The 24,420-nt window shown below is 43.1% G+C and carries 18 protein-coding genes and 1 tRNA gene; 14 read left to right on the top strand and 5 right to left on the bottom strand.

Translation table 11 applies throughout. The annotated features are described in order from the left end of the window. Positions 1-36 precede the first annotated feature (36 nt). Together FUA25_RS03790 and FUA25_RS03785 are read right to left on the bottom strand one after the other, a co-directional pair. On the bottom strand, positions 37-696 hold the full coding sequence (locus tag FUA25_RS03790) for a LolA family protein (protein WP_147755549.1): 660 nt from the start codon (positions 694-696) through the stop codon (positions 37-39). 122 nt (positions 697-818) lie between these two features. After that, positions 819-3,284 (bottom strand): FtsK/SpoIIIE family DNA translocase, encoded by a 2,466-nt coding sequence (locus FUA25_RS03785; protein WP_147755548.1) that lies wholly within the window; start codon positions 3,282-3,284, stop codon positions 819-821. A 200-nt stretch (positions 3,285-3,484) separates the two neighbouring features. Here FUA25_RS03785 and ccsA point away from each other — a divergent pair, with 200 nt between their 5' ends. The 3 genes from ccsA (at position 3,485) to FUA25_RS03770 (ending at position 8,046) form a co-directional block, all read left to right on the top strand. Then, a complete protein-coding gene (ccsA, locus tag FUA25_RS03780; protein WP_147755547.1) occupies positions 3,485-6,763 on the top strand; it encodes a cytochrome c biogenesis protein CcsA in 3,279 nt (1,092 codons plus the stop codon). 179 nt (positions 6,764-6,942) lie between these two features. Further along, the gene (locus FUA25_RS03775; RefSeq protein ID WP_147755546.1) at positions 6,943-7,809 is read left to right on the top strand and encodes an SPFH domain-containing protein; all 867 of its coding nucleotides are present in this window, start codon (positions 6,943-6,945) and stop codon (positions 7,807-7,809) included. A 36-nt stretch (positions 7,810-7,845) separates the two neighbouring features. Then, positions 7,846-8,046 carry an Arc family DNA binding domain-containing protein gene (locus FUA25_RS03770; protein WP_147755545.1) on the top strand — a complete coding sequence of 67 codons (201 nt, stop codon included), beginning with the start codon at positions 7,846-7,848 and terminating at the stop codon, positions 8,044-8,046. A gap of 12 nt (positions 8,047-8,058) precedes the next feature. Here the strand turns inward: FUA25_RS03770 and FUA25_RS13215 are convergent, their stop codons facing one another. Then, complete coding sequence (locus FUA25_RS13215; RefSeq protein ID WP_185146649.1) at positions 8,059-8,223, bottom strand: hypothetical protein; 165 nt, start codon at positions 8,221-8,223, stop codon at positions 8,059-8,061. Between the two features lie 193 nt (positions 8,224-8,416). Between FUA25_RS13215 and FUA25_RS03765 the strand changes: the two genes are divergently transcribed. The 11 genes from FUA25_RS03765 to FUA25_RS03715 all read left to right on the top strand — a co-directional run bounded on the left by FUA25_RS03765 (position 8,417) and on the right by FUA25_RS03715 (position 21,833). Next, positions 8,417-9,967: an aldehyde dehydrogenase family protein gene (locus FUA25_RS03765; RefSeq protein ID WP_147755544.1), complete on the top strand. Its 1,551-nt coding sequence runs from the start codon at positions 8,417-8,419 to the stop codon at positions 9,965-9,967. Between the two features lie 74 nt (positions 9,968-10,041). Next, the gene (gene lat / locus FUA25_RS03760) at positions 10,042-11,376 is read left to right on the top strand and encodes an L-lysine 6-transaminase (RefSeq protein WP_147755543.1); all 1,335 of its coding nucleotides are present in this window, start codon (positions 10,042-10,044) and stop codon (positions 11,374-11,376) included. Positions 11,377-11,498: 122 nt separating this feature from the next. Then, positions 11,499-11,750: a DUF2007 domain-containing protein gene (locus FUA25_RS03755; protein ID WP_147755542.1), complete on the top strand. Its 252-nt coding sequence runs from the start codon at positions 11,499-11,501 to the stop codon at positions 11,748-11,750. Between the two features lie 143 nt (positions 11,751-11,893). After that, positions 11,894-12,415: a GNAT family N-acetyltransferase gene (locus FUA25_RS03750; RefSeq protein WP_147755541.1), complete on the top strand. Its 522-nt coding sequence runs from the start codon at positions 11,894-11,896 to the stop codon at positions 12,413-12,415. A gap of 123 nt (positions 12,416-12,538) precedes the next feature. After that, a complete protein-coding gene (locus FUA25_RS03745) occupies positions 12,539-13,597 on the top strand; it encodes an NAD(P)-dependent alcohol dehydrogenase (protein WP_147755540.1) in 1,059 nt (352 codons plus the stop codon). A 101-nt stretch (positions 13,598-13,698) separates the two neighbouring features. Continuing rightward, positions 13,699-15,273 (top strand): Na+/H+ antiporter, encoded by a 1,575-nt coding sequence (locus FUA25_RS03740; protein ID WP_147755539.1) that lies wholly within the window; start codon positions 13,699-13,701, stop codon positions 15,271-15,273. A gap of 99 nt (positions 15,274-15,372) precedes the next feature. Further along, a complete protein-coding gene (locus FUA25_RS03735) occupies positions 15,373-15,828 on the top strand; it encodes a transcriptional regulator (protein WP_147755538.1) in 456 nt (151 codons plus the stop codon). Positions 15,829-15,830: 2 nt separating this feature from the next. After that, positions 15,831-17,057, top strand: coding sequence for an efflux RND transporter periplasmic adaptor subunit (locus tag FUA25_RS03730; RefSeq protein ID WP_147755537.1), 1,227 nt, complete (start codon positions 15,831-15,833; stop codon positions 17,055-17,057). Beyond that, positions 17,057-20,206: an efflux RND transporter permease subunit gene (locus tag FUA25_RS03725; RefSeq protein ID WP_147755536.1), complete on the top strand. Its 3,150-nt coding sequence runs from the start codon at positions 17,057-17,059 to the stop codon at positions 20,204-20,206. The genes FUA25_RS03730 and FUA25_RS03725 overlap by 1 nt, the downstream gene beginning before the upstream one ends. Before the next feature lie 23 nt (positions 20,207-20,229). After that, positions 20,230-21,642, top strand: coding sequence for an efflux transporter outer membrane subunit (locus FUA25_RS03720; protein WP_147755535.1), 1,413 nt, complete (start codon positions 20,230-20,232; stop codon positions 21,640-21,642). A gap of 117 nt (positions 21,643-21,759) precedes the next feature. After that, positions 21,760-21,833 (top strand) — tRNA-Ala (locus FUA25_RS03715). A 246-nt stretch (positions 21,834-22,079) separates the two neighbouring features. Here the strand turns inward: FUA25_RS03715 and FUA25_RS03710 are convergent. Both FUA25_RS03710 and FUA25_RS03705 read right to left on the bottom strand, forming a co-directional pair. Then, complete coding sequence (locus tag FUA25_RS03710) at positions 22,080-22,877, bottom strand: DUF3667 domain-containing protein (protein WP_147755534.1); 798 nt, start codon at positions 22,875-22,877, stop codon at positions 22,080-22,082. A gap of 356 nt (positions 22,878-23,233) precedes the next feature. Beyond that, complete coding sequence (locus FUA25_RS03705) at positions 23,234-24,184, bottom strand: helix-turn-helix transcriptional regulator (RefSeq protein WP_147755533.1); 951 nt, start codon at positions 24,182-24,184, stop codon at positions 23,234-23,236. Between the last annotated feature and the right edge of the window lie 236 nt (positions 24,185-24,420).

Raw genomic sequence — 24,420 nt, 5'->3', positions numbered from 1 at the left:
GTTGTGCTTTGTGGCTTCAATTTAAATATTATTTGATTAAAGTTCAGTGACAAGAAAGTTTTTGTATTTGCTTTTATCGAAAACGAACATGTCCGAACTCAACGGTTGGTTTTCCTTGTACTCTTTGATTGCGATTACCGACACATCTTTATTGCTGCCATGCTGCTCGAGTTTTACCATTTGTTTTTTTGCAGAATCCACGAAAAGATACACGTATTTCAGTCCGTTGGATTTTACAGGTGTCAGTTTGATGAAATCCGTCTGCACGCCGTTCACCGTTTTTTTACCGTAGTAAGTTACGTTATAGTCTTTTCGGTAGGTCGTTAAATAATTGATAGGTGAAAACATTACATCCGTGCCATTAGGCTTTGCAACCGTCACTTCCTGATCTTCAACATTGATGTTGTAGATTTTATTTCCGTCGAAGATCTGTTCAGTTTCCATGATCTTCAGCTTATATTTTGGGCCGGCCGCATAAAAAATACCGGTTTCGGTTTTGCTGACCTGTCCGTTCGTTCCCGAACCGAATGTAAACTTGAAATACGTATTGTCTTTTGAATTGTAATTGGAAGTCACCGCATCAAGAATTGTTTTGGATTTTGCATCGATTTTTTGAGCTGAAGCAAATCCAAAGGTTCCTGTAATTAAACTACCTAATATAATTTTTGATAAAAATTTCTTGCTGATTAATTTCATTTTCTTTTGTTTTTAGATTCGATTAACACTTAAAGTTAAACTTCTGTTTAAAATTGAATGTTTTCCGAACCAGTAATTTCAAAAAGCGTTCCAAGAAAAGATAAAGGATGTTAAAACTCTATCTAAAGCTTTTTAAGATCATTCAGGAAGTTTTCCAGTGAATTTAAATCGCTGATCATGACTTCTCTCGCTTTTGCCCCGTTGAATCCACCCACAATTCCGCTCGCTTCCAGCTGATCCATAATCCTTCCCGCACGGTTGTAACCGAGTTTCAGCTGCCGCTGAAGCATGGAAGTAGAGCCCTGTTGGGTAGAAACGATGATTCTCGCCGCATCTTCAAAAAGCTGGTCTTTTTCATTCGGGTCAAAGGCACCAACCGTTGAAGTCGTTTCTTCACTTGAATATTCCGGAAGCATGAACGCCGTCGCATAACCTTTCTGTTCGCCGATAAATTCCGCAATTTTTTCAACTTCCGGGGTATCCACAAATGCACACTGCAGACGCATGATTTCATTTCCGTTGAAATAAAGCATATCTCCTTTTCCGATCAGCTGATCGGCTCCCGGGGAATCCAGAATCGTTCGCGAATCCACACTCGAAATCACACGGAAAGCTGCTCTCGCAGGGAAATTCGCTTTAATCATTCCGGTAATTACGTTTACGGAAGGCCTTTGGGTAGCTACAATTAAATGAATTCCCACTGCCCTTGCCAACTGCGCGAGGCGGGCAATCGGCAGTTCAACTTCTTTACCGGCCGTCATAATAAGGTCGGCAAATTCATCCACGACCAAAACGATATACGGCAGATACCGGTGGCCGTTATCAGGATTCAGTTTTCTTTCCGAAAATTTCTTGTTGTATTCTTTAATATTTTTACAAAATGCATTTTTAAGCAGATCATAGCGGTTATCCATCTCGATACAGAGTGAATTCAGCGTGTTGATCACTTTATGCGTATCGGTAATGATCGCGTCTTCACCATCCGGCAGTTTTGCGAGATAATGTCTTTCAATTTTAGAATATAGCGAAAGTTCCACTTTTTTGGGATCCACCATCACGAATTTCAGTTCGCTCGGATGTTTTTTATAAAGTAGAGAAGTCAGGATGGCATTGATGCCAACTGATTTTCCCTGCCCGGTTGCTCCGGCCATTAAAAGGTGGGGCATTTTCGCCAGATCGGCCATGAAGATTTCATTCGAAATGGTTTTCCCGAAAACCACAGGCAGATCCATGTCGGTATTCTGAAATTTATGCGATGCAATCACACTCCGCATCGAAACCATGGAAGGGTTTTTGCGTGGAACTTCAATCCCGATGGTTCCTTTTCCGGGCATTGGCGCGATGATCCGGATCCCCAAAGCAGAAAGATTCAGCGCAATATCATCCTGAAGTTTTTTAATCGAAGCTACACGGATTCCGGCTTCCGGTACAATTTCATATAAAGTTACGGTGGGCCCAATCGTTGCTTTGATTTCTGCAATTCCGACATTGAAATTTTTGAGCAGGCCGACAATTTTATTCTTATTTTCTTCGAGTTCTTCTTTGTTGATGGAGATTTCTTCGTTGCCATAATCCCTTAAAAGATCAATCGTAGGCATTTGGAATTTTGCAAGATCCAGTTTATGGTCATAAAGTCCGTGTTTTTCCACCAGCTCCTGTGATTTCTGGTCAGACGCATCCAAAACATCCACCGTTTTCGCCACTTCCACTTTAAAATCAATATGATCGGTAACCATCACATTCGGGGATACGGATTCCGGATTTAACGTTACTGAATTGGCTGCTTCAGCGTCATCAAAAGAGGTTTGATTGGGAGTGGAAATGGTTTCGAAATCATTGGAAATTTCAACTTCCGGAAAGCCTTTGACCGGAATTTCAGCGGGAATCGAGGCCGTTTTCTGAACAGTCGCAGTTTCTGTTCCGGAAACGTCGTTTGCCATTTCCTCCAGTTCTTCATCTGCTTCAAAATTTTCAGAGCTCGGCATCATGGCCTTAACTCTTCCCAAAGTATTGTCGTTCAAATCATTTAGTTTCGATTTTACATTATTGGGATTCAGATTAAATTCAAGGACAAAGTAGAGGGCTATACTTACAAAAAGGACCAGCCAAAGACCCACAGTTCCGATCACCGCATTCAAAAAATCTGAAATCTGAAAACCGTAAACACCGCTCAGAACGCCTTCGCCGTTAGTCACTGCACCCATGAAAATAGGAAGCCAGCAAATGAAGAACAGGGAATGACCTACAGTTTTCCAGGTTTTGAAGTAGTTTTTTTTCAGAATCAGCATTCCGAACACAAAAAAAAGAAATGCCACTATAAATGCCGCGATCCCAATGCTTTCAAAAATAAAGATGTTTCCGAGCCAGTCTCCGATCTTACCGAAAAAGTTGGAAGATTTTACCGTTTTGTCGAGCATGGTTCCGGCCTGACTCTGGTCGCCTTTCCAGTTCATGAGATACGAAATGAAGGAGAAGGTAAGGACCACTGAAGTCAGTACGAATAAAACGCCGAAAAAAATGCGTGGTTTCGAAAGGGTTTTACCGTTTTCAGGTTGTGCAGCTTTTGGGATTTTGGTGTTCTTTTCCATAATGTGAATGAGGGCAAATTTAATATTTTTTATGCAAAATATCATATTTAAAAAGTCAAATAAAAGCAATAAATCGTTTTTTAATTCGTCTTTTAGAATTATAGGTTGTATTTTTGCCCAACCTGAGTTACGGGTAGGAAACTGCCCCTAAACGTCATAAAAATGTGGTAAAAATTTATCACTAAAAAAATTAAATTCTGATGAAGAAAATCCAGAGTATTTTTATTTCTACGCGAACAATGGCTGTTTTGCTGATTATTTTTGCATTTTCAATGGCCTATGCCACTTTTCTGGAAAATGATTACGGAACTCCCACGGCGAAAGCTTTGATTTATGAAGCGAAATGGTTTGAGGCAGTAATGTTGCTGCTGATTTTCAACTTCGTCGGCAATATTTCCCGATACCGTCTCTGGAGACGCGAAAAGTGGCCGGTTTTGGTTTTCCACCTGGCTTTTATCCTTATTTTTATCGGAGGAGCAATTACGCGTTACATCAGTTATGAAGGAACCATGCACATCCGCGAAGGCGAAACATCGAATGAAGTGATTACGGATAAAAATTTCTTTAAAATCCAGATCGAAGAAAAGGGAGACATTCTCAATTATCAGGACGTACCTTACCTGATGTCTCCGCTTCACAAAGATTTCAAAGCTGGTTATGACTATCACGGCAAACAGATTTCTGTAAAAGCGACCGATTATATTCAGCGCAAAAAAGACAGTCTGGTCGTGGGCAATTCGGGTACTGAATACCTTCATGTGGTTTCTGCCGGGCAGACCGGGAGAGAAAATATTTACATTAAACCGGGAGAAGCCAAATCCGTCAACGGAACGCTGGTTTCCTTTAACCGGGCGATTGAAGGTGCAGTGGAATTCTGGAATGAAGGAGGAAAACTTATGATCAAAACACCGGTGGACGCCAATTTCATGACCATGGCCACCCAGGCGACCGGAACTGCCAAAAAAGACCAAATTCAGCCATTGGTTTTGAGGAGTTTATACACCATCAATGATCTGAAACTGGTGGTTCCCGAAGGTTTGAAAAAAGGAAAACTCATCGCATTTGAAGGCGACAGAAAAAAAGACAAAGATCTGCCGGACCAGTTGACGGTAGAAGTTCAGGGGCCGAAAACAAAACAGCTGGTTGACCTGTCTGTTGAAAAAGGGAACCCGAATGCATACAAACAGATTTCGCTCGACGGTATGAATTTGATGCTCGGTTTCGGACCTAAAATTTACAATACGCCTTTTGCATTAAAACTTGAAAAATTTGTAATGGAAACCTATCCCGGAAGTTCTTCGCCAAGTGCTTATGAAAGCCACGTTCAGATCATTGATCAGGGAAAACAGACCCCGTATAAAATTTATATGAATCATGTGCTCAATCACGGCGGCTACCGCTTTTTCCAGGCAAGTTTTGATCCAGACAGAAAAGGAACGGTGCTTTCCGTCAACCACGATTTCTGGGGAACTATAGTGACCTATATCGGATACTTCTTTTTGTTTTTAGGAATGTTCGTGACCTTCTTCTGGAAAGGATCCCATTTCTGGAAACTGAATAAAAATTTAAAATCGGTGAACCAGAAAAGAGCCGTAATGGTTTTATTGCTGCTTTTGAGTTTGAATTTCAGCGCGCAGACAATTGATACTCATGGAACGGACGGTTCGGTGCAGCAATCTCATTCTGAAAGCGACGGCCATAATCATGGAAATGCTGATGTGATGATGGCAGAACCGGCTCCGACAAAACCGCAGCAGAATTCTTTAGCATTAAAATCTCCTAAACCCATCACCGCCGACGAGATTATTGCAAGAAATAAAATCTCAGAAGAACACGCCGATAAATTTGGCTATCTGCTCGTCCAGAATTACGAAGGACGTATTGTTCCGATGAACACTCAGGCTCTGGATGTCTTGAGAAAACTGTATAAAAAAGACGCATTCAGAGGCTCTGACGGCAAATCACTTACAGCCAACCAGTGGTTCCTCTCCGTGAATACCGATACCGCCAGCTGGACGATGGTTCCGATTATCAAAGTAGGAACAAAAGGTGGTGACGAACTCATGAAAAAAACCAAGGCCAACGAAGAGGGATACACAACATTAATGTCCATGTTCCCTGCGGATGCCAACGGTCAGCTTCATTATGTTCTTGAACAGGATTACCAGGCGGCATTCCGGAAAAAACCGGCAGACCAGTCGAATTATGATAAAGAAGTAATTGCAGTAAATGACAGGGTCCAGGTTTTCAATGAATTCTTCAGCGGACAGTTTATGCGGATCGTTCCGGTACAGAACGACCCCAACCAAACCTGGCACTCCTGGCTCGACCAGAATTTTGAGCCGGACGAGGTTTCACAAAAAGTGATGGGTCCGTATTTCTCAAGTGTTCTGGAAGCGCAGCAGACAGGAAACTGGAGTACAGCCGATCAAGAACTCAAAAAACTTTCAGATTATCAGCAGACATGGGGCAAAAATGTAGTTCCGTCTGAATCAAAAGTAAATCTGGAGGTATTCATGAACAAAGTAAATCTGAACTTCAAACTGCTGATTTTTTATACGTTAATCGGAGGTTTACTTCTGGTATTGGGTTTTATAGAACTTTTTAAACCCCACAGAATCTTAAACACCGTTATTAAAGCCATTATCGCAATTGGTGCGGTGGGATATTTTGCCCATTTTCTCGGATTGGTCGCAAGATGGTACATTTCCGGACACGCACCGTGGAGTAACGGCTACGAAGCCATTATCTTCATTTCCTGGGTCGGAATTACGGCCGGATTAATCCTGTACAGGAATTCAAATGCATTGATCCCTGCCGCCGGTTTTATGGTAGCCGTAATTATGATGGGTTTTGCACATGGCGGTTCTGCTCTGGATCCGCAGATTACGCCGCTTGTTCCGGTTCTGAAATCGTACTGGCTCATCATTCACGTAGCAATTATCACTTCCAGTTATGGCTTTTTTGCCCTCTCCATGATCATCGCAGTTATTACACTGGTGTTCTTTATCATTTCAGGTAAAAGAATGTATAGAATTCATCATGATACAACGATCAAGGAACTGACGATTGTTTCTGAAATGTCATTAACGATTGGACTCTTTGCTTTAACAGTCGGAAATTTTCTCGGCGGAATCTGGGCGAATGAATCGTGGGGAAGATACTGGAGCTGGGATCCGAAGGAAACCTGGGCCTTTATTTCAATCATGGTGTATGCATTCGTGCTGCACATGCGTCTCGTTCCCGGTCTTCGCAGCAGATGGTCTTTCCACGTAGCGGCAATGTTTGCCTTCTGCTCCATGGTCATGACTTATTTTGGAGTGAACTATTATCTGAGTGGACTTCACTCTTATGCAGCTGGTGATCCGGTTCCGGTTCCGGCCTGGGTATACATCGGTTTGGCAACAATGCTGACTTTATCTGTTGTTTCGTTCTTCAAATTTAAGATTTTAAAGAAATCACTCGAAATTCCTTCTTAGTAGGTTTTCAAATATCCAAACACCCCGAAAGTAATTGCTTTCGGGGTGTTTTTTTGGCTGTTTCGTTGTTCCTATGTATTGAAAAATTGATGAAATTATTTCAAAAATTATTTTAGAATAATTAAAATAATTTATAACTTTATGATATCAAATTAATATCAATTTTAAAAATCAATACTATGGAAAAAATTCTGAAACCAATGTCCGGATATATTGCTCTGGTAATTTGTCTCCTGTTGTTTGTAGCGGGTTTGTACCTGTTTATTAACGGAATCGATGAAAATATGACCTATGTAATCCTGGGAATTATCTGTTTCATCGCCTTTGCGTTTTTCATAAAAGGTCTGATGATCATTCAACCGAATCATTCCCGCGTCCTCAATTTTTTTGGAAAATATGTAGGTTCGGTAAAGGAAAATGGTCTGTTTTTCATCAACCCTTTGTATTCGTCGCAGAAAATCTCTCTGCGCTCCGAAAACCTTCAGGGGCAAACGCTGAAGGTAAACGATAAAATGGGTAATCCCATTGAAATAGGAGTAGTGATTGTGTGGAAAGTAGGCGATACTTACAAAGCAGCTTTTGATGTAGAAAGGTATATGGATTTTGTAAAAATGCAGAGTGAAGCCGCAGTAAGGCATTTAGCCATGAGTTTTCCGTATGATAATCTGGAAGATGAACACGCTGCCATCACTTTACGGGAAGGAGGAGAAAAAATCAACGCAATACTGGAGCAGGAACTAACTGAACGCCTCATGAAAGCGGGAATTGTAATTCAGGAAGCCCGCATTTCGCATCTGGCTTACGCCTCAGAAATTGCCGGCGCTATGCTGCAGAGACAGCAGGCAACGGCTATTGTTGCAGCTAGGACGAAGATTGTGGAGGGTGCCGTGGGAATGGTTGATTTGGCACTGAAAAAACTTTCTGCAGAAAATATTGTGGAACTGGATGATGAAAGAAAGGCCGCAATGGTTTCCAACCTGATGGTGGTATTGTGCGGAGAAAAAGCAGCACAGCCGATTTTAAATGCCGGAACCCTTTACAACTAAATGCAGCAGAGGAAATTCCTAAAAAGTAAAATGTAAATGAGTAAAAAAAGTTTTGTCCTAAGAATGGAGGAATCCACGTATAAACTTCTGGAAAAATGGGCCAATGATGAATTCCGCTCCGTGAATGGTCAGATCGAATTCCTGCTTCACGAAAGCCTGATAAACTCCGGGAGGAAAAAGAAAGGCGAAAGTGAGGAAAAACCAGATCTTAAAAAAAACAGCAAAGGCAAAGAGTGATCTCTGCCTTTTTTATTGGTGTCCCGAGCAGTCATTGAACATTTCAGCGCCGAAATAAAAAACAAATAGCCAGGCAATTCCTTTCAGCGTAAAAAAAATCAGTCCGCCGATTCCTACACGTTTAAACCACTTCTTGAATTTCGAATTCCGGTCGGTTTCGGGATGTTGTGGGGTCATTTTAAACTTTTTTCAAATATAATTATATATCCTGAATTCGAAAATACTTTTGGCAGAATATAAGATCCTCAGTGAATGGATGGGTTTTGCTGTCCTGACAATAATAAAATGTTAAATTTTTGGTAAAAGTGCTTGAACAGCCCGTCAGATCTGTACGAAATTCTTACCTTTAAGCACACTCAAATTTAGATGTATGTCCAAAAAAAACAACGATTACGGTATCGAAAAATCGCTTAAAAATTTAGGAATTTCAAAAGAAAACAAAGGAGTCTCTTCAGGAGGGAAATATTTTGCCGGAGGCGACCTTCTGGAAAGTTATTCGCCTACCGACGGTAAACTCATTGCAAAGATAAAAACAGCTGATGCTGATGATTACAGCAAAGTCATTGAGACTGCTAAAGCAGCATTTAAGGAATTCCGCATGATTCCTTCTCCAAAACGCGGCGAAATGGTTCGCCAGTTCGGGCTGAAGCTTCGGGAATATAAAGATGATCTGGGAAAACTGGTGTCCTACGAAATGGGAAAATCGCTCCAGGAAGGTCTGGGCGAAGTTCAGGAAATGATCGATATCTGTGATTATGCCGTAGGTCTTTCACGCCAGTTGCACGGTTACACCATGCATTCTGAAAGACCGGGTCACCGGATGTACGAACAGTACCATCCGCTTGGAATTGTTGGGATTATTTCGGCCTTTAATTTTCCGGTAGCAGTTTGGGCCTGGAATACTGCTCTTTCGTGGATCTGCGGAAATGTAACGGTTTGGAAACCATCAGAGAAAACACCGCTTTGCGCTATTGCCTGCCAGAACATCATTAATGAAGTCTTAAAAGAAAATAATCTCCCCGAAGGAATTTCTACAATGATCGTGGGCGACCATAGAATTGGGGAATTGCTCGTGAATGATAAAAATGTCGCACTGATTTCCTTTACAGGGTCAACCAGAGTCGGCAGAATTGTCGGGAAAAATGTGGCAGAACGGTTCGGGAAATCAATTCTCGAGTTGGGCGGGAACAACGCCATTATCATTACCGAAAATGCAGATCTCGACATGTCCATTATCGGTGCGGTCTTCGGCGCAGTGGGAACAGCCGGACAAAGATGTACTTCCACAAGGCGTCTGATCATTCACGATTCTGTTTACGATGAAGTGAAAAACCGTCTTGTAAAAGCGTACGGACAGCTGAAAATAGGAAATCCTCTGGATGAAAACAACCATGTTGGACCGTTAATCGATCAGGATGCAGTAAAACAGTATCTCGATTCCATTAAAAAATGCAAAAAAGAAGGCGGAAAATTCGCTGTTGAAGGCGGACTTTTAGAAGGCGCCAACTACGAATCAGGTTGTTATGTGAAACCGTGTATCGCCGAAGTTGAAAATTCTTATGAAATCGTTCAGCACGAAACTTTCGCCCCGATTTTATATCTGATTAAATACAGTACTTTAGACGAAGCCATCGCATTGCAGAACGATGTTCCGCAAGGATTGAGTTCTGCAATTATGACCCAGAATCTACGTGAGGCGGAACTTTTTCTTTCCCAATCAGGATCAGACTGCGGGATTGCGAACGTAAATATCGGAACTTCCGGTGCGGAAATCGGCGGTGCTTTCGGCGGCGAAAAAGAAACAGGCGGCGGCCGCGAATCGGGATCGGATGTATGGAAATATTATATGCGCCGACAGACCAATACAATCAACTACACCACGAGTCTGCCATTGGCGCAGGGAATTAAATTCGATCTGTAATATCCATAAAAAAATAAAATAAATCAGATTTTATCATGTTTGAAATCTGATTCTAACACTTAACCCTTCACAATATGAACGACGCAATTGCTTCTCACCCACAAACTACCAATAAAGTAAAAGAAACCCTTTCAAAACATCTTCTTGCCGACGGATTCGATTTCGTCATGGATTTCGAAAAATCCCATGGAAGCTGGATTCATGACCGGAATTCCGGACGGGATTTTCTCGACATGTTTTCGATGTTTGCTTCCGCATCAATCGGCTATAATCATCCGTATTTAATGGAAAAATCGGCCTGGCTTGGAAGAATGGCCGTCAACAAGCCGACTTTGGCTGATGTGTATTCTCAGGAATTTGCCGACTTTACAGACGTTTTTGCTAGAGTTGCGATTCCGGCAGAACTGCAGTATGCGTTCTTTATTGAAGGTGGAACTATGGCCGTAGAAAATGCGATGAAGGCATGTTTCGACTGGAAAACACGTAAGAATTTTGAAAAAGGACTCAATCTGGAAGCCGGAATCTGCATTCATTTCAAGCAGGCTTTCCACGGCAGAAGCGGTTATACTTTAAGTTTAACCAATACATCTGATCCGAGAAAATATCAGTATTTCCCGAAATTCGACTGGCCTAGAATCATCAATCCTCATCTGAATTTCCCGGTGACAGAGGAGAATCTGGAAGAAACCATAAAAAATGAAAATCTTGCACTTCTGCATATTCAGGAAGCGATTTTAACGAATCCTGATCAGGTTGCTTGTATCATTATTGAACCGATTCAGGCTGAAGGAGGGGATCACCACTTCCGCGATGAATTTTTCGTTGGTCTTAGAAAAATTTGTGATGAGAATGAAGTATTGCTCATCTTTGATGAAGTACAGACCGGAATCGGCCTCACAGGCAAAATGTGGGCTTTCCAACATTTCAGTGTAGTTCCCGATGTTATTTCATTCGGTAAAAAAACCCAGGTCTGCGGAATTTTGGCCAATAAAGAAAAATTCGACGAAGTTCCACATAATGTATTCAGAGAAAGTTCCAGGATCAATTCCACTTTCGGCGGGAATTTTGTGGATATGCTGCGCCTTCAGATGATTTTAGAGGTGATTGAGAAGGAAGATCTGGTAGAGAACGCCAGAATCGTTGGTGATTATCTGTTGGAAGGTCTGAAAAATGTGGAACAGCAGTTCCCGGAGAAAATTTCCAATGCGAGAGGGCGCGGCTTAATGTGCGCGATCGATTTGCCAACTGGTGCAGAACGCGACCGACTGCGGGAAATCCTCTATGACGATGGATTGATTATTTTGGCGTGTGGCGACCGTGCGATCCGTTTCCGTCCGCATTTGAATGTGACGAAAGAAGAAATTCAGATGGCGCTCGATAAAATTACTGCCAATATTGCAAAGATTTAAAATTCACTGCATTAATCAGCTTTTACGGAAGTTTTTTCTTGCAAACTGAACCAGTTTTAAGAAAAGTTCACATTGAAATTCGTATTTTTTTTGTACATTTAGGAATCAAAATAGAAATGAATATGGAAAGAGAAACTAGAGTCGCTGTTTTTGAAAGCGACAAACCGTCAGAAATTCAATTGATCAAATCAAAACTGGATGCCCAGAATATTGTAAGTTTTTTAAATGATAAGTACATGTCTTTTACCACCACGCCCACCGCAAATACGGTGAAACTGATGGTAAACTTGCCGGACGAACAGAAAGCTTTTGAAGTGATTGATGCCTATTTAAAGGAAACCGATTTAGATCTTCACAACAGTTTAAATAATTGAGCATAATTTAAATTTTCGTTTTACAGAAGCCGGATCCAATTCAATTGGATCCGGCTTTTTTTAATGATGATTTAATAATAACTTATTTCGGTACGTAATCCCATTTTATTATTTATTATTAGTTTTGATCAAATACAGAAATAATGGCACAAGACCTGAAATTTACATTAAGAAAAGCAAACCCAACTGATGCGCCAAAAATCTGGGAGATCCTGCAACAGGCCATAGAAAAACGCAGAATCGACGGCAGTCTTCAATGGCAGAACGGTTACCCGAATCCGGAAACGATAGAGAATGATATCGCAAAAGGAGCAGGCTTTGTGCTTGAAAACGGAGAGGAGACTGTTGCATATTCCGCCTTAATTTTTAATGATGAACCTGCGTACAGCAGCATCGACGGAAAATGGCTTTCAGACGGAAACTTTTTGGTGATTCACCGGGTCGCAGTGTCCGAGGATTTCCGCGGAAAGGGAGTGATCAAGGAAATGTTCCGGCTATTTGAAGATTATGCTGTAAAGAATGAGGTCTTCAGCATTAAAGTGGATACCAATTTCGATAATAATCCCATGCTTGCCATTCTCGAAAAGCTTCATTATACCTATTGCGGAAAAGTGTACGTAAGTGGCGGAGAAAGAATGGCTTTTGAAAAAATTCTTACAAAATAACTGCCGGTGATGACTTCATGAATGAAAAGGATATAGAATGTCTATCAAAATAAAAGACAGTTTCTGGCGTGTTCTATTTCCTTTATCTTAAATTTGACATTCATTAAAAATTAGAGAAACAGTATGAGTCTAACACACGTAAAAGCCTTCGGAACCGAAGCTAAAGATAAAGATTTACAGGAAATGACGATTATGCGTCGCGAAGTTCAGCCCAACGATGTTGAAATTGATATTCTGTATTGTGGCGTATGTCACAGTGACCTGCACACCGCCAGAAACGACTGGGGCGGATCGGTTTATCCTGCAGTTCCCGGCCATGAAATCATAGGAAAAATTACGAAAGTAGGTCCGGAAGTCACCAAATTTAAAGTCGGCGATCTGGCAGGTGTAGGATGTATGGTAGATTCATGCAGAGAATGCGAAAGCTGTAAAAAAGATCTGGAGCAATACTGCATGAACGGATTCACAGGAACGTATAACAGTCCCGACCGCTATATGGCGAACCAGAGAACGTACGGCGGATATTCCCAAACCGTGGTTGTGGATGAGGATTTTGTTTTGAAAATCCCTGAAAACCTGGATTTGGCAGCAACAGCGCCGCTTCTGTGCGCCGGTATTACCACCTATTCCCCTTTGAGGCACTGGAATGTTACGGAAGGCAGCAAGGTAGCTGTAGTTGGATTGGGCGGTCTCGGACACATGGCTGTAAAGCTCGCAAAAGGAATGGGAGCAGAAGTGACTTTATTTTCCCGTAGTCCTGATAAGATTCAGGATGCCATGGATTTAGGCGCCGATTCAGTGGTGATTTCCACTTACGAAAACGAAATGAACGCAGTAAAAGGAAAATTCGATCTGATTATTGATACGGTTCCTTACGACCACGACATCAATCCATACATTGCAACACTCGGTATCAGCGGAACGCTAGTTTTGGTGGGCTATCTTGGGAAAATGGAAGATATGCTGAATACGGTTCCGATGATTCTGGGACGTAAATCAGTAGCCGGCTCTGTAATTGGCGGCATCAAAGAAACCCAGGAAATGCTTGATTTCTGTGGTGAAAAAGGAATCACTTCTGAAATTGAAATCATCAAGATGCAGGACATCAACGAGGCTTACGGAAGAATGCTGAAAAGCGACGTGAAATACCGTTTCGTGATCGATATGAAGTCTCTGGCCTGATAAACGCTCACCTTTTTAAATAATTTAAAAATCTTTGTTGAGTTTGTGATAAAAAGCAAATGAAGCAAAGATTTTTTTAACTTTAATCCAGATTCATACTTATGCTTCAAAACTTTATCTTTTTTCTGGTGATTGTAGGCATCATCGTGCTTCTGATCATGCTGGCCAATAAAATTAAAGTGGCATATCCCATATTATTGGTTTTCGCCGGCCTCGGAATCAGTTTTATTCCCGGAATTCCGGTGGTTCATGTGGAGCCGGAACTGATATTTTTGATTTTTCTGCCGCCTTTGCTGTATGAAGCCGCCTGGAATACCTCCTGGAAAGAACTTTGGCGCTGGCGCCGGATCATTTTCAGTTTTGCTTTTGTCGTGGTATTTTTCACGGCCTTATCTGTAGGTTTGGTGGCCAATTATTTTATACCCGGATTTTCTCTGGCTCTGGGTTTTTTACTCGGCGGAATTGTTTCCCCTCCCGATGCGGTAAGCGCTGGAGCCATTCTGAAATTTGTGAAGATCCCGAAACGTTTCTCTTCAATTCTGGAAGGCGAAAGTCTGCTGAATGATGCATCATCCCTGATCATCTTCCGTTTTGCGATGGTCGCAACGGCAACAGGACAATTTATTTGGCAGGATGCTGCAGGAAGTTTTGTCTGGATGTGTCTGGGTGGAGTCGCGATCGGGACTTTAATTGCTTTCATCTTTATGAAATTGCATAAGCTTTTGCCCACCGATGTGAATATGGATATCATCCTGACGTTGATGACCCCTTTCATTATGTACATCACCGCCGAAGAACTGCACGCATCCGGAATACTCGCCGTGGTTAGCGGAGGCTTGTTTCTTTCTAACCGAAGCCATACTTTCCTCTCCAGTTCTGCGCGGCTCCGCACCGTAAATGTCTGGGAAAGTTTCTGTTTCCTGCTCAACGGTCTCGTATTTATGCTGATTGGCCTGAATTTGCCACAAATTGTAGGCGGAATGGGCGAGACCAGCATTTATACCGCTTTCGGATATGGAGTGCTGGTTACGGTCGTGCTGATCGTGGTGCGTTTCTTCGCCGCATATATGGCAGTTATCACCACAGTGGTTATGAGAAACTTCATTTCGGTGGCCGACCCGCAAATGCCGAGTTGGAAAACGCCGGTGATTATGGGATGGAGCGGAATGCGCGGCGTGGTTTCCCTGGCTGCCGCACTTTCAATTCCCCTGACTTTGGAAGACGGAAGCCCGTTCCCGCAGCGGAATTTAATTTTGTTCATCACTTTTGTAGTCATCCTATTGACTTTGGTTGTTCAGGGACTCACGTTGCCTTTGCTGATTGAACGGTTTAAAATACAGGATCCTGATTTTACAAAACCGGCGAAACAGATCGACAGTGAAATCCAAATTGAACTGGCGAAAATTGCCGTTGATAAAATCCGTAAAGAGTACCCGGAAAAACTCGAAAAGTTTCCGGTGCTGAAAGATCAGTTGCAGGCCTGGGAAACCCGTTTGAACAGTTCCGAAATCATCTTCAATTATGGCGAATATGAAAAAATCTATAAGGATATTCTTGAGGCCCAGCGGCAATGGCTCATCAATAAAAACCGCCAGGAACTGCTTCTCGACGAAGAAATTATCCGCAAACACTTAAGGCTTTTGGATCTGCAACAGGAGAAAATAGGCATGGGTTAAACTTACTGTTAAAAATCCCTATCACAACGATTGTTAAATACAATAGCAAGGTTCGGTTGGTTCTGAACTAATACATATCTTTGCAGCTGAATGTAAATAATGAATAGTTCTGTAGAAATAGATCAGGATACTTTTCAGGATTTGGTTAAATTTTATGGGGAAACCTTTAATCTGCCGCCACTTGCTGCGAAAATTTATGCCTACCTGATTTTTGATTTTGATAAAAAAGGCATCTGTTTTGAGGAATTTGTAGAAATACTTTCTGCAAGCAAAAGTTCGGTCTCCGCTAACCTCAACCTGCTTTTAAATGCCAATCTCATAACCGACTTTAATAAAATTGATGAAAGAAAACGGTTTTTTCTCATCAACGAGAATTATATTGTGCTGAGGTTCGAGGAAATCATCGAAAAAATGAAACGAGAGATTCAGATTCTGGATAAACTGAACGATTTCAGGAAAACGAAAAGTGCCGACACCAATCCGCGCTTCGAAATTTACAAGTCACTCTTAAATAACAATATTGTCAATATTCAGGATACCCTGCTTAAACTTTAAAAATGAAGAATAAAATAGTTATCATCTCACTTTCCGCGCTCTCTGTTTTGTCGTGTAAAAAGGAAGAAGTAAAAAAGGAAGGACCAAAGGAGGTTCCTGTCGTTGAGGTTCAGGTCAGAAACGTGACGGGTTACACAAGTTTTCCTGCAGCCATTCAGGGACGGGTAAACAACGAGGTGCGTGCCAAAATTCAGGGCTATATTACCCAGGTTTTGGTGGATGAAGGACAGTATGTAACAAAAGGTCAGCCGCTCTTCCGTCTGGAAACCAATATCCTGAACGAATCGGCAGATGCCGCCCGCGCCGGAATCGGAGCTGCGCAGTCAGGAGTCGCCGCTGCAAAAGCAAATGTAAGTGCGGCTCAGGCAAGCGTCAATGCTGCTCAGGTGGAAGTGAACAAATTACTGCCTTTGGTGCAGAAAAATATCATCAGCAACGTTCAGCTGGAGACCGCGAAGGCCAATCTCGCCCGTTCTCAGGCCCAGCTTTCCCAGGCACGGGCAGCACAGCAGCAGGCGAATGCGGGTGTTTCCCAGGCTTCTGCCAATTTTAAAGGGGTTCAGGCCAATATTGACTATTCCGTGATCAGGGCGCCGATTTCCGGCGTACTCGGAAAACTGCCCTTAAGAGTAGGGAGTTTGGTGGGACCAAGCGATCAGTCACCTTTAACAACGGTGTCAGATACGAGCGAAGTCTTCGCCTATTTTTCCATGAACGAAAAAGAATATTTTAACTTTCTCGAAGAAGCTTACGGCGCAACAGTGCCTGAAAAACTTAGAAACATGCCGATGGTGGAACTGGAACTCGCAAACGGCAGTACCTACCCTGAAAAAGGAAAGATTCAGGCGGTTACTGGTCAGATCGATCCGCAGACCGGAACCATTCAGTTCCGCGTCTCATTTCCGAATGCCGAAAAACTCCTGAGCAACGGCAATAGCGGAACCATCAGGGTGCCGAAGATCTACAATCAGGCTTTGGTGGTTCCTGAAAGTGCGACTTTCGAACAACAAGGGTTGGTATACGTGTATAAAGTAGTAAAAGATTCCGCACAGAATGTACTGATCGGCGTGACCGACAGGGTCAACAACCTGGTGGTCATCAAAGACGGCGTAAAGAAAGGCGAAAAAATTGTGGCGGAGGGTGTAGGAACTTTAAAGCCGGGAACTCCGGTAAAAACCAAGCCTGCAGATTTCGACGAGATTGTTAACGCTGTAAAACCGATTTTCTAATGGTAAAACATTTCATAAACAGGCCGGTCCTTTCCAGCGTAGTTTCCATATTGATTGTCATTCTCGGTGTTCTGGGTTTGCGGGCACTTCCCGTTACACAGTATCCTGACATTGCACCGCCTACCGTAAGTATTTCTGCAAATTACACCGGCGCAAGTGCGGAAACCGTGATGAACAGTGTGGTTATTCCGATCGAGGAACAGGTGAACGGAGTAGAAGGGATGGACTATATTTCTTCCTCCGCCGGCAACGACGGTTCTGCAAGAATCCAGATCTTTTTCAAACAGGGTGTAGATGCTGATATTGCCGCGGTAGAAGTACAGAACAAAGTACAGCGTGCAGTGCCGCTTTTGCCTGCTGATGTGACGCGATCCGGAGTTACGGTACAGAAACAGCGGACGAGTGCGTTAATGTTCCTTTCGTTTTATACCGATAATAAGGATCTTGATGAGGTTTGGCTTCAGAATTATCTGAATATCAATGTGATTCCGGAACTGAAAAGGGTAAACGGAGTCGGGGAAGCCCAGGCTTTCGGCGGAAAGAACTTTTCGATGCGGGTATGGATCGATCCTTCCAAAATGGCGGCTTATGGTCTCGTTCCGGCTGATGTTACTGCAGCGATCAACGAACAGTCGCGCGAAGCAGCTGCAGGGCAACTCGGTCAGAACAGCGGAAGCGCTTTCGAATACATCATCACCTACAAAGGAAAATTCAACGAGGCAAATGACTACGGCGATATCATCCTGAAATCCCTTGGAAACGGACAGTTTTTAAAACTGAAAGATGTAGCGGAGATCAAACTGGATGCACAGTCGTATAATTCTATCGGTGAGAATAACGGCCGCCGTTCGGTGAGTATGGGGATTTTCCAGACTCCCGGCTCTAACGCGCAGCAGATCATCAAAGACATCAAGGTTTTCCTCAAGGAAAATGAAAAAACACTGCCTAAAAATGTAGGCTACACCATCAATTTCGACACGAATGACTTCCTCGAAGCGTCCATCGGAAAAGTGGTTTCCACGCTGCTCGAGGCTTTTATACTCGTGTTTTTAGTGGTGTATCTTTTCCTTCAGGATTTCCGGTCGACCCTGATTCCGGCGATTGCCGTGCCGGTTTCCATTGTCGGAACTTTCTTTTTCCTGAATCTTTTCGGCTATTCCCTGAATCTCCTCACGCTTTTTGCCCTCGTTCTCGCGATCGGAATTGTGGTGGATGATGCCATTGTCGTCGTCGAAGCGGTACACGCCAAAATGGAGCATGGTTTCAGCGATGCCAAAAAAGCCACGATAAGTGCAATGGATGATATCACTGGGGCGATTATCTCGATCACACTGGTCATGTCGGCGGTATTTATTCCCGTAACATTTATTACAGGGCCAACGGGGGTATTTTACCAGCAGTTCGGAATTACGCTGATTGTCGCGATTCTGATTTCTGCGGTTAACGCTTTAACATTGAGTCCGGTTTTGTGTTCATTATTCTTAAAGCCGAATCCTGCACACCATAAGGAATACCGCGAAATGAACATCCTCCAGAAGTTCTTTTATAAATTCAATGCCGCGTTTAAAACCACGACGCACCGTTACGGAAGACTCTTCATCTTTTTACTGCGCCATAAATGGGTTACCCTCATTATTTTTGCAGTAGGCGTGCTGTTTTTCTGGTGGTCAAACTCCACCATGCCTGCAGGATTTGTTCCGAAAGAAGACCGTGGAATCATCTTTACCGATGTAGCACTTCCACCGGGAGCCTCCCTGGAAAGAACCTACAATGTGCTGAAGGATTTGCAGAAAGAAGTACTGAAAGTTCCCGGCGTAGCAAACGTTACATTTACGGCCAGCCGTGGATTTATGTCCGGAAGCGGCTCCAATGCCGGGCAGGCTTTCATCAGGCTTGCACCGTTTGGAGACAGGGCTAAAGATTCGGAACAGTCGGTGGAAGCCATTACCAAAAGGCTGTTCGGTCTCACCAATAAATTTCCTGATGCAAAAATTGTGTTTTTCTCCCCGCCAAGTATCCCCGGATTCGGAACAAGCGACGGATTTTCCGCAGTGTTGCTCGACAAGTCGGGCGGTAGTTTAAAGCAGCTGGACGGCGTGGCCAGAGATTACCTGGGTGCTTTGATGGAAAGACCGGAGATTCAGTTTGCATCAACCTCTTTCAATACCAATTATCCTCAGTTCGAAATGGTGATTGATGTGCCGCGCGCGAAGGAAACCGGAGTTTCCGTTTCCGATATTTTAAGCACGATGCAGGGATATATCGGTGGAGTGTATGCGGCAGATTTCACGAAGTACGGAAAACAGTTCCGGGTAACCGTTCAGGCATTCCCTGACTCCCGTAACCAGGCTGATGATCTTAGCAGCATTTTCGTGAAAACCGCTTCCGGGCAAATGACACCGATATCGCAGTTTGTAACGATGGAAAAAACCTTCGGCCCGAAATCGGTGGAGCGCTACAACCTCTTTTCCTCTATTTCAATTTCAGGATCCAACAACGATGGTTATTCAACAGGTGATGCCCTGAAAGCCGTTCAGGAAGTGGCTGCCGAAAAGCTGCCTGCAGACTACATTGTGGAATTTACCGGTCTTTCGAAAGAAGAACTGAGTTCCGGCTCCCAGACCGCCATTATTTTCATGCTGAGTCTCGTATTCGTATACTTCATCCTTGCAGCGCAATATGAAAGTTTCCTTCTGCCACTGGCCGTGATCATTTCGCTTCCTTTGGGAGTGGTAGGGGCGTATTTTGGGCAGAGAATCGCCGGACTCGAAAACAATATTTATTTCCAGATTGCCCTGATCATGCTTGTGGGACTTTTGGCGAAGAACGCCATCCTGATCGTGGAATTTGCCATCCAGCGGAGGCACCACGGCGAAAGTCTGGCCATGTCGGCCATCAACGCTGCCAAAGCAAGATTAAGACCGATTCTGATGACTTCTTTCGCCTTTATCTTTGGAATGCTGCCACTTGTATTTGCGTCCGGTATCGGATCCATCGGAAACCGCTCCATCGGAACCGGTGCGGCAGCCGGACTGCTTATCGGAACATTTTTCGGTCTGATCGCCATACCGGTACTGTACGTGATCTTCCAGTGGCTGCAGGAGAAAGTGAAGCCCATAAAAGCAAAAGACATCCATTTAGCAGAATAATGATGACCGCTACAATCAAACCAATGAAAAAACAGTTCCCCATAAAAATAGTATTCCTGTCGGTCTCGGCCCTTCTAATCATGTCTTCGTGTAAAACGAGGCAGCAGTATGAGCGTCCTGCTGAAGTGGTAAATGAAAACCTCTTCCGGACCGACAGGCTTCCGAAGGATTCCACCAGCATTGCTACCATGTCCTGGCGGGAGATTTTTACAGATCCCATTCTTCAGAAACATATTCAGAAAGGTCTGGAGAACAACCTTGATATCAGAATTGCCCTTCAGAATATTATCTCGGCAGAATCGTATCTGAAGCAGCGCAAAGCCGCCTACATCCCTACGCTTTCTGTAGGCCCGTCGTATACGTTCCAGACCCAGTCCCTGAATACCCAGTTGGGTCAGCTTTCCGGTGGCAGGAGGTACAACAATATTTATGATCTGAGCGCTGATGTCTCCTGGGAAGCCGATATCTGGGGCAAACTCAAAGCACAGGAGAAATCACAGCTCGCAGAGTATTACGCCACTTTAGCCGCCCATCAGGCGGTGAAGAGCGATCTTGTTGCCGCCATCGCTTCAGGATATTATCAGTTGCTGACGTTTGACGAGCAGAAAAGGATCATTACCGAAACCATCACGCTCCGTAATAAAAACCTGGAGACGACCAGAGCCTTGAAAGAAGCTGGCACCCTTACGGAGGTAGCCGTTCAGCAGAGCGAGGCACTCGTCTTCAATGCCGAAGCGCTTTTAATTGATATCGATACCCAGATCGAACTTCTGGAAAACTCCATGAGTCTGCTGATGGGCATTCCTTCCCAGAAAATAGAACGCAGCACCTTGGCCGTGCAGAAAATGCCGGCTCAGTACCAGCTCGGCTTCTCGGCGAATCTGCTTTCGAACAGGGCCGATGTCATGGCTTCCGAATACAGCCTGATGTCGGCTTTCGAACTCACAAATGCGGCAAAAGCACAGTTTTATCCGACTTTAAGGATAACCGGTAGCGGTGGCTTTCAGAGTCTGGATATTGATCACCTCTTCAGCATTAATTCCCTTTTCGCAAATGTCTTGGGCGGACTGCTGCAGCCGGTGCTGAACCAGCGGCAGATCAGAACGGAGTACGAAGTCAGCCTGTCGAACAAGGAGAAAGCCTATCTGGATTTCCGGAAAACGCTTCTGAATGCGGGCAAAGAAGTATCTGATGCGCTGAAGGTCTATGAATCCCAGGACCGGTTTATCGCCTTCAAAAGACAGGAACTTCTGGCATATCAGAAATCGGTGGCCTATTCTCAGGAACTCGTGAACTACGGCATGGCCAATTATCTGGAAGTGATCAATGCAAGTGTCAATTCCCTGAATGCGGAACTCAATATCTCGAATGCACAATATGAGAAAATGAAGGCTGGTGTGGAATTGTATCAGGCGTTGGGCGGGGGCTGGAGATAGCAACCTTCCCATTTTTTACTGAAGAACATACTTTTTCAGCAGAATTTCCAAAAAAGTTTTTGAATCAGGCCCAACACCCAAAAAAAATTCTTATTATTGCACATCGAAATAAGAAATGGGGGATTAGCTCATCTGGCTAGAGCGTTAGACTGGCAGTCTAAAGGTGGTCGGTTCGATCCCGATATCCTCCACTCCTTCCAAATGGGTTACTGTGAAAACGGTAACCCGTTTTTTATTTACGCTTTCCCGTAATTCGCGGCGGCGGAAAACAGAATTGATGCACTTTTCCGTCCCACAATTCAACCCTGATCCTCCTCGTTAGAAACTGCGTGTCCAACTCAATGATGTTTCGCGCCATTCATAAATAGAATTCGAAGTCAATGACAAGGGGCTTTTCTTTGTACCGGAAAACATCAGGAGCACATCCCGGCCACTGTTTAAAACACAAATTGAATATCTATTTCATCCGATTTCCAGCCCGTCGCAATACCTGCAATGATGCAGAGGAACAGGATGATTTCGGCAGAACAGATTAATATAAAAAGTAACATTCTGTAACCAAATCCTGGTAAGGAATAATCTTCCCGAAAAGCATTGTAATAACCGAATATAATGTAAATCATAACCAGATGCGGGATGTAGCGATGGATAAAGTCGAAAAAGTCAGGAGATAATCCTGCGAATTCTAAAAATGAAAAAACAATAACCAATGTCGTGATAAGGAAGATGCCCAAAAGCAATAAGCCACTGATCATAAAATGCTCCGTGTAATTAAGGCTTTTTCTTTTGAATATCATAAAGCTGTTTAACGCGGTTGCTGGTACTAAAGCAAATATAAACAGTTTGCCGTATTTAAACAAAATTTCGCCGATCGTTTTACCTGCTTCATTGGTTGTTGGGATTAGGGCCCTGCTCGGGTCAACTTTTAGTGCAATTTCATTGTAATAATGCGTCAGTAAAATATTGAACCCTATTAAAAGCAATATGAAATAAAATACATTGTAGTAGTTTACACGTTTTCCTGAAATGTAATCCAAAGCAGCTTGACCAGGGCGAATTAAAGCTTGTTTGGCTGTAAAAAACATCCCTTTTTCAAGATGGAGTGTTCCGTGCAGCACATCGTGGGAAATAAAGTGTTTGAATGTAATTCGATGCGTAGCGGCTTTTTGTCCGCAACCTGAACAGTATTTGTCTGTCAGTTCTTTTCCGCAGTTAAGGCAGTTTTTATCTGTCATTTCATTCTATAATAAGGGTTCTACTAACGATCCGATTTTACAGTTGGTGGTGATTTCTATAACAGGTCTTCGTAAAAATAGCAAAATAAAGTAATTCAATTGCGTATAAATGTCTTTTTCGTAAACTCCAAATCATAGTTACTAAGAATAAGGTAAATGAGAATAGGCCAGTTAGCACAAAAATATTTTCAGTTTTCGGCATTAATAACAGCAAGGTGTTATGGAATTTTATCCTTAAAAAAGAAAACGAATAAATATTTATCTTTTATTCATACAGTATTTATTTTCACTTCCAGTAGGTTAAAATATATTTGATGGTATGAAAGCATGCTAAACTATAGAATAGAAAATCGGAATCACTCCTCATGCGAACCGGGGCCAGTGTTGTTTAAGTCGCGGTAATTCTCAACTGATGCGGTAAGCGTTCTGTAGATTTCATCCACTAAAGACCGGGGCTCCAATACCGTCACCTCTTTGCCGTAGGACAGGATTTCCTGTACAAAATCATAGGTTGGATGGAGAAAGAATTCAAAGAAGGACTCTTCAGGGGTTTCTTTTACAGACTTCTGCGACTGGTGAATCGGGAAGGACCGGATGTATTCCCCCTGCTGTTTCGTGCATTTCAGGACCACTTTTTCAGGACTCACTCCAGTTGGGCTCATCACTCCAAAGGAATGCCTGAAATGTTCCTTAAACTGATACTGATAACGCTCGCGAAACCTGCCTTTTGACACCTCCAGATACTGGATCCGGTCCAGACCGAAGGATTTCAGTTTTTTGTCGTTCGTATCAACGGCAATAAGGTACCAGCGATTTTTAGACTCCTTCAGCGCGAGCGGATGAACTTTGCGGGAAGTGCGCTCTTTGGTTTTATAGACAATATAATCGAAGGTGATGATCCTTTTGTTTCGGATCGCGAAAAAAAGGTCGTAGAAATACTCAAGACCGGTGGGCTTGCGGCTCTCAAAAAATATGAATTCTGAAAAATCGGGATGCATATTCATGACGTTGCTGATCTGAAAAGATTCCAGCAGCTTTTGGTTATACTCGTCCACTTCCATTACCGGACGGCTTTCAATATAATACCGGTTGTCGCCTTTCTTCTTATTGTGAATAGAAAGATTGAAAAGGCGGGAAATCTCCAGGATGTCGCGCTGCAGGGTACGCACGGAATAACTGGTCACACCGGCATCCTGGAATTCATGGGTATTCAGAAGGTAATCCGATATCTGACTGTAATTTGCAGGGGCAGCCTCCAGTTTCTTGATGATGAGTGCATAACGGGTAAGGAAAAAATCTTTTTTCATCTGCGGTTTCTTTGTGAACCAAATATAAAACGATCATGCGACAAATCGTGTCGTGTATAATATTACTCTACTGTTTTAAAGGAAATAAGACCCCAAGAAGAGTCCAGACCTTTTTTTTATTGTTTAAAATAAAAGAACCGCTTCGTTTGAAGCGGTTAAAATTAAAAAGAAATATTATCCTTTATTCTTCGTATGCTTTCATTAACGAGTTCCGTAAACGTGTAATTTTCTTTAAA

Source organism: Chryseobacterium sp., from assembly GCF_008014695.1.
Classification (GTDB): domain Bacteria; phylum Bacteroidota; class Bacteroidia; order Flavobacteriales; family Weeksellaceae; genus Kaistella.
This window is presented reverse-complemented; position numbering and strand designations above follow the sequence as displayed.

Bases quoted from the DNA above. Each gene is read 5' to 3' on its own strand.
- FUA25_RS03755 (WP_147755542.1), top strand. From the start codon at position 11,499: ATGGAAAGAGAAACTAGAGTCGCTGTTTTTGAAAGCGACAAACCGTCA.
- FUA25_RS03730 (WP_147755537.1), top strand. From the start codon at position 15,831: ATGAAGAATAAAATAGTTATCATCTCACTTTCCGCGCTCTCTGTTTTG.
- FUA25_RS03765 (WP_147755544.1), top strand. From the start codon at position 8,417: ATGTCCAAAAAAAACAACGATTACGGTATCGAAAAATCGCTTAAAAAT.
- FUA25_RS03745 (WP_147755540.1), top strand. From the start codon at position 12,539: ATGAGTCTAACACACGTAAAAGCCTTCGGAACCGAAGCTAAAGATAAA.
- FUA25_RS03770 (WP_147755545.1), top strand. From the start codon at position 7,846: ATGAGTAAAAAAAGTTTTGTCCTAAGAATGGAGGAATCCACGTATAAA.
- lat (WP_147755543.1), top strand. From the start codon at position 10,042: ATGAACGACGCAATTGCTTCTCACCCACAAACTACCAATAAAGTAAAA.
- FUA25_RS03785 (WP_147755548.1), bottom strand. From the start codon at position 3,284: ATGGAAAAGAACACCAAAATCCCAAAAGCTGCACAACCTGAAAACGGT.
- FUA25_RS03735 (WP_147755538.1), top strand. From the start codon at position 15,373: ATGAATAGTTCTGTAGAAATAGATCAGGATACTTTTCAGGATTTGGTT.
- FUA25_RS03725 (WP_147755536.1), top strand. From the start codon at position 17,057: ATGGTAAAACATTTCATAAACAGGCCGGTCCTTTCCAGCGTAGTTTCC.
- FUA25_RS03750 (WP_147755541.1), top strand. From the start codon at position 11,894: ATGGCACAAGACCTGAAATTTACATTAAGAAAAGCAAACCCAACTGAT.
- FUA25_RS03705 (WP_147755533.1), bottom strand. From the start codon at position 24,184: ATGAAAAAAGATTTTTTCCTTACCCGTTATGCACTCATCATCAAGAAA.
- FUA25_RS13215 (WP_185146649.1), bottom strand. From the start codon at position 8,223: ATGACCCCACAACATCCCGAAACCGACCGGAATTCGAAATTCAAGAAG.
- ccsA (WP_147755547.1), top strand. From the start codon at position 3,485: ATGAAGAAAATCCAGAGTATTTTTATTTCTACGCGAACAATGGCTGTT.
- FUA25_RS03720 (WP_147755535.1), top strand. From the start codon at position 20,230: ATGAAAAAACAGTTCCCCATAAAAATAGTATTCCTGTCGGTCTCGGCC.
- FUA25_RS03775 (WP_147755546.1), top strand. From the start codon at position 6,943: ATGGAAAAAATTCTGAAACCAATGTCCGGATATATTGCTCTGGTAATT.
- FUA25_RS03790 (WP_147755549.1), bottom strand. From the start codon at position 696: ATGAAATTAATCAGCAAGAAATTTTTATCAAAAATTATATTAGGTAGT.
- FUA25_RS03740 (WP_147755539.1), top strand. From the start codon at position 13,699: ATGCTTCAAAACTTTATCTTTTTTCTGGTGATTGTAGGCATCATCGTG.
- FUA25_RS03710 (WP_147755534.1), bottom strand. From the start codon at position 22,877: ATGACAGATAAAAACTGCCTTAACTGCGGAAAAGAACTGACAGACAAA.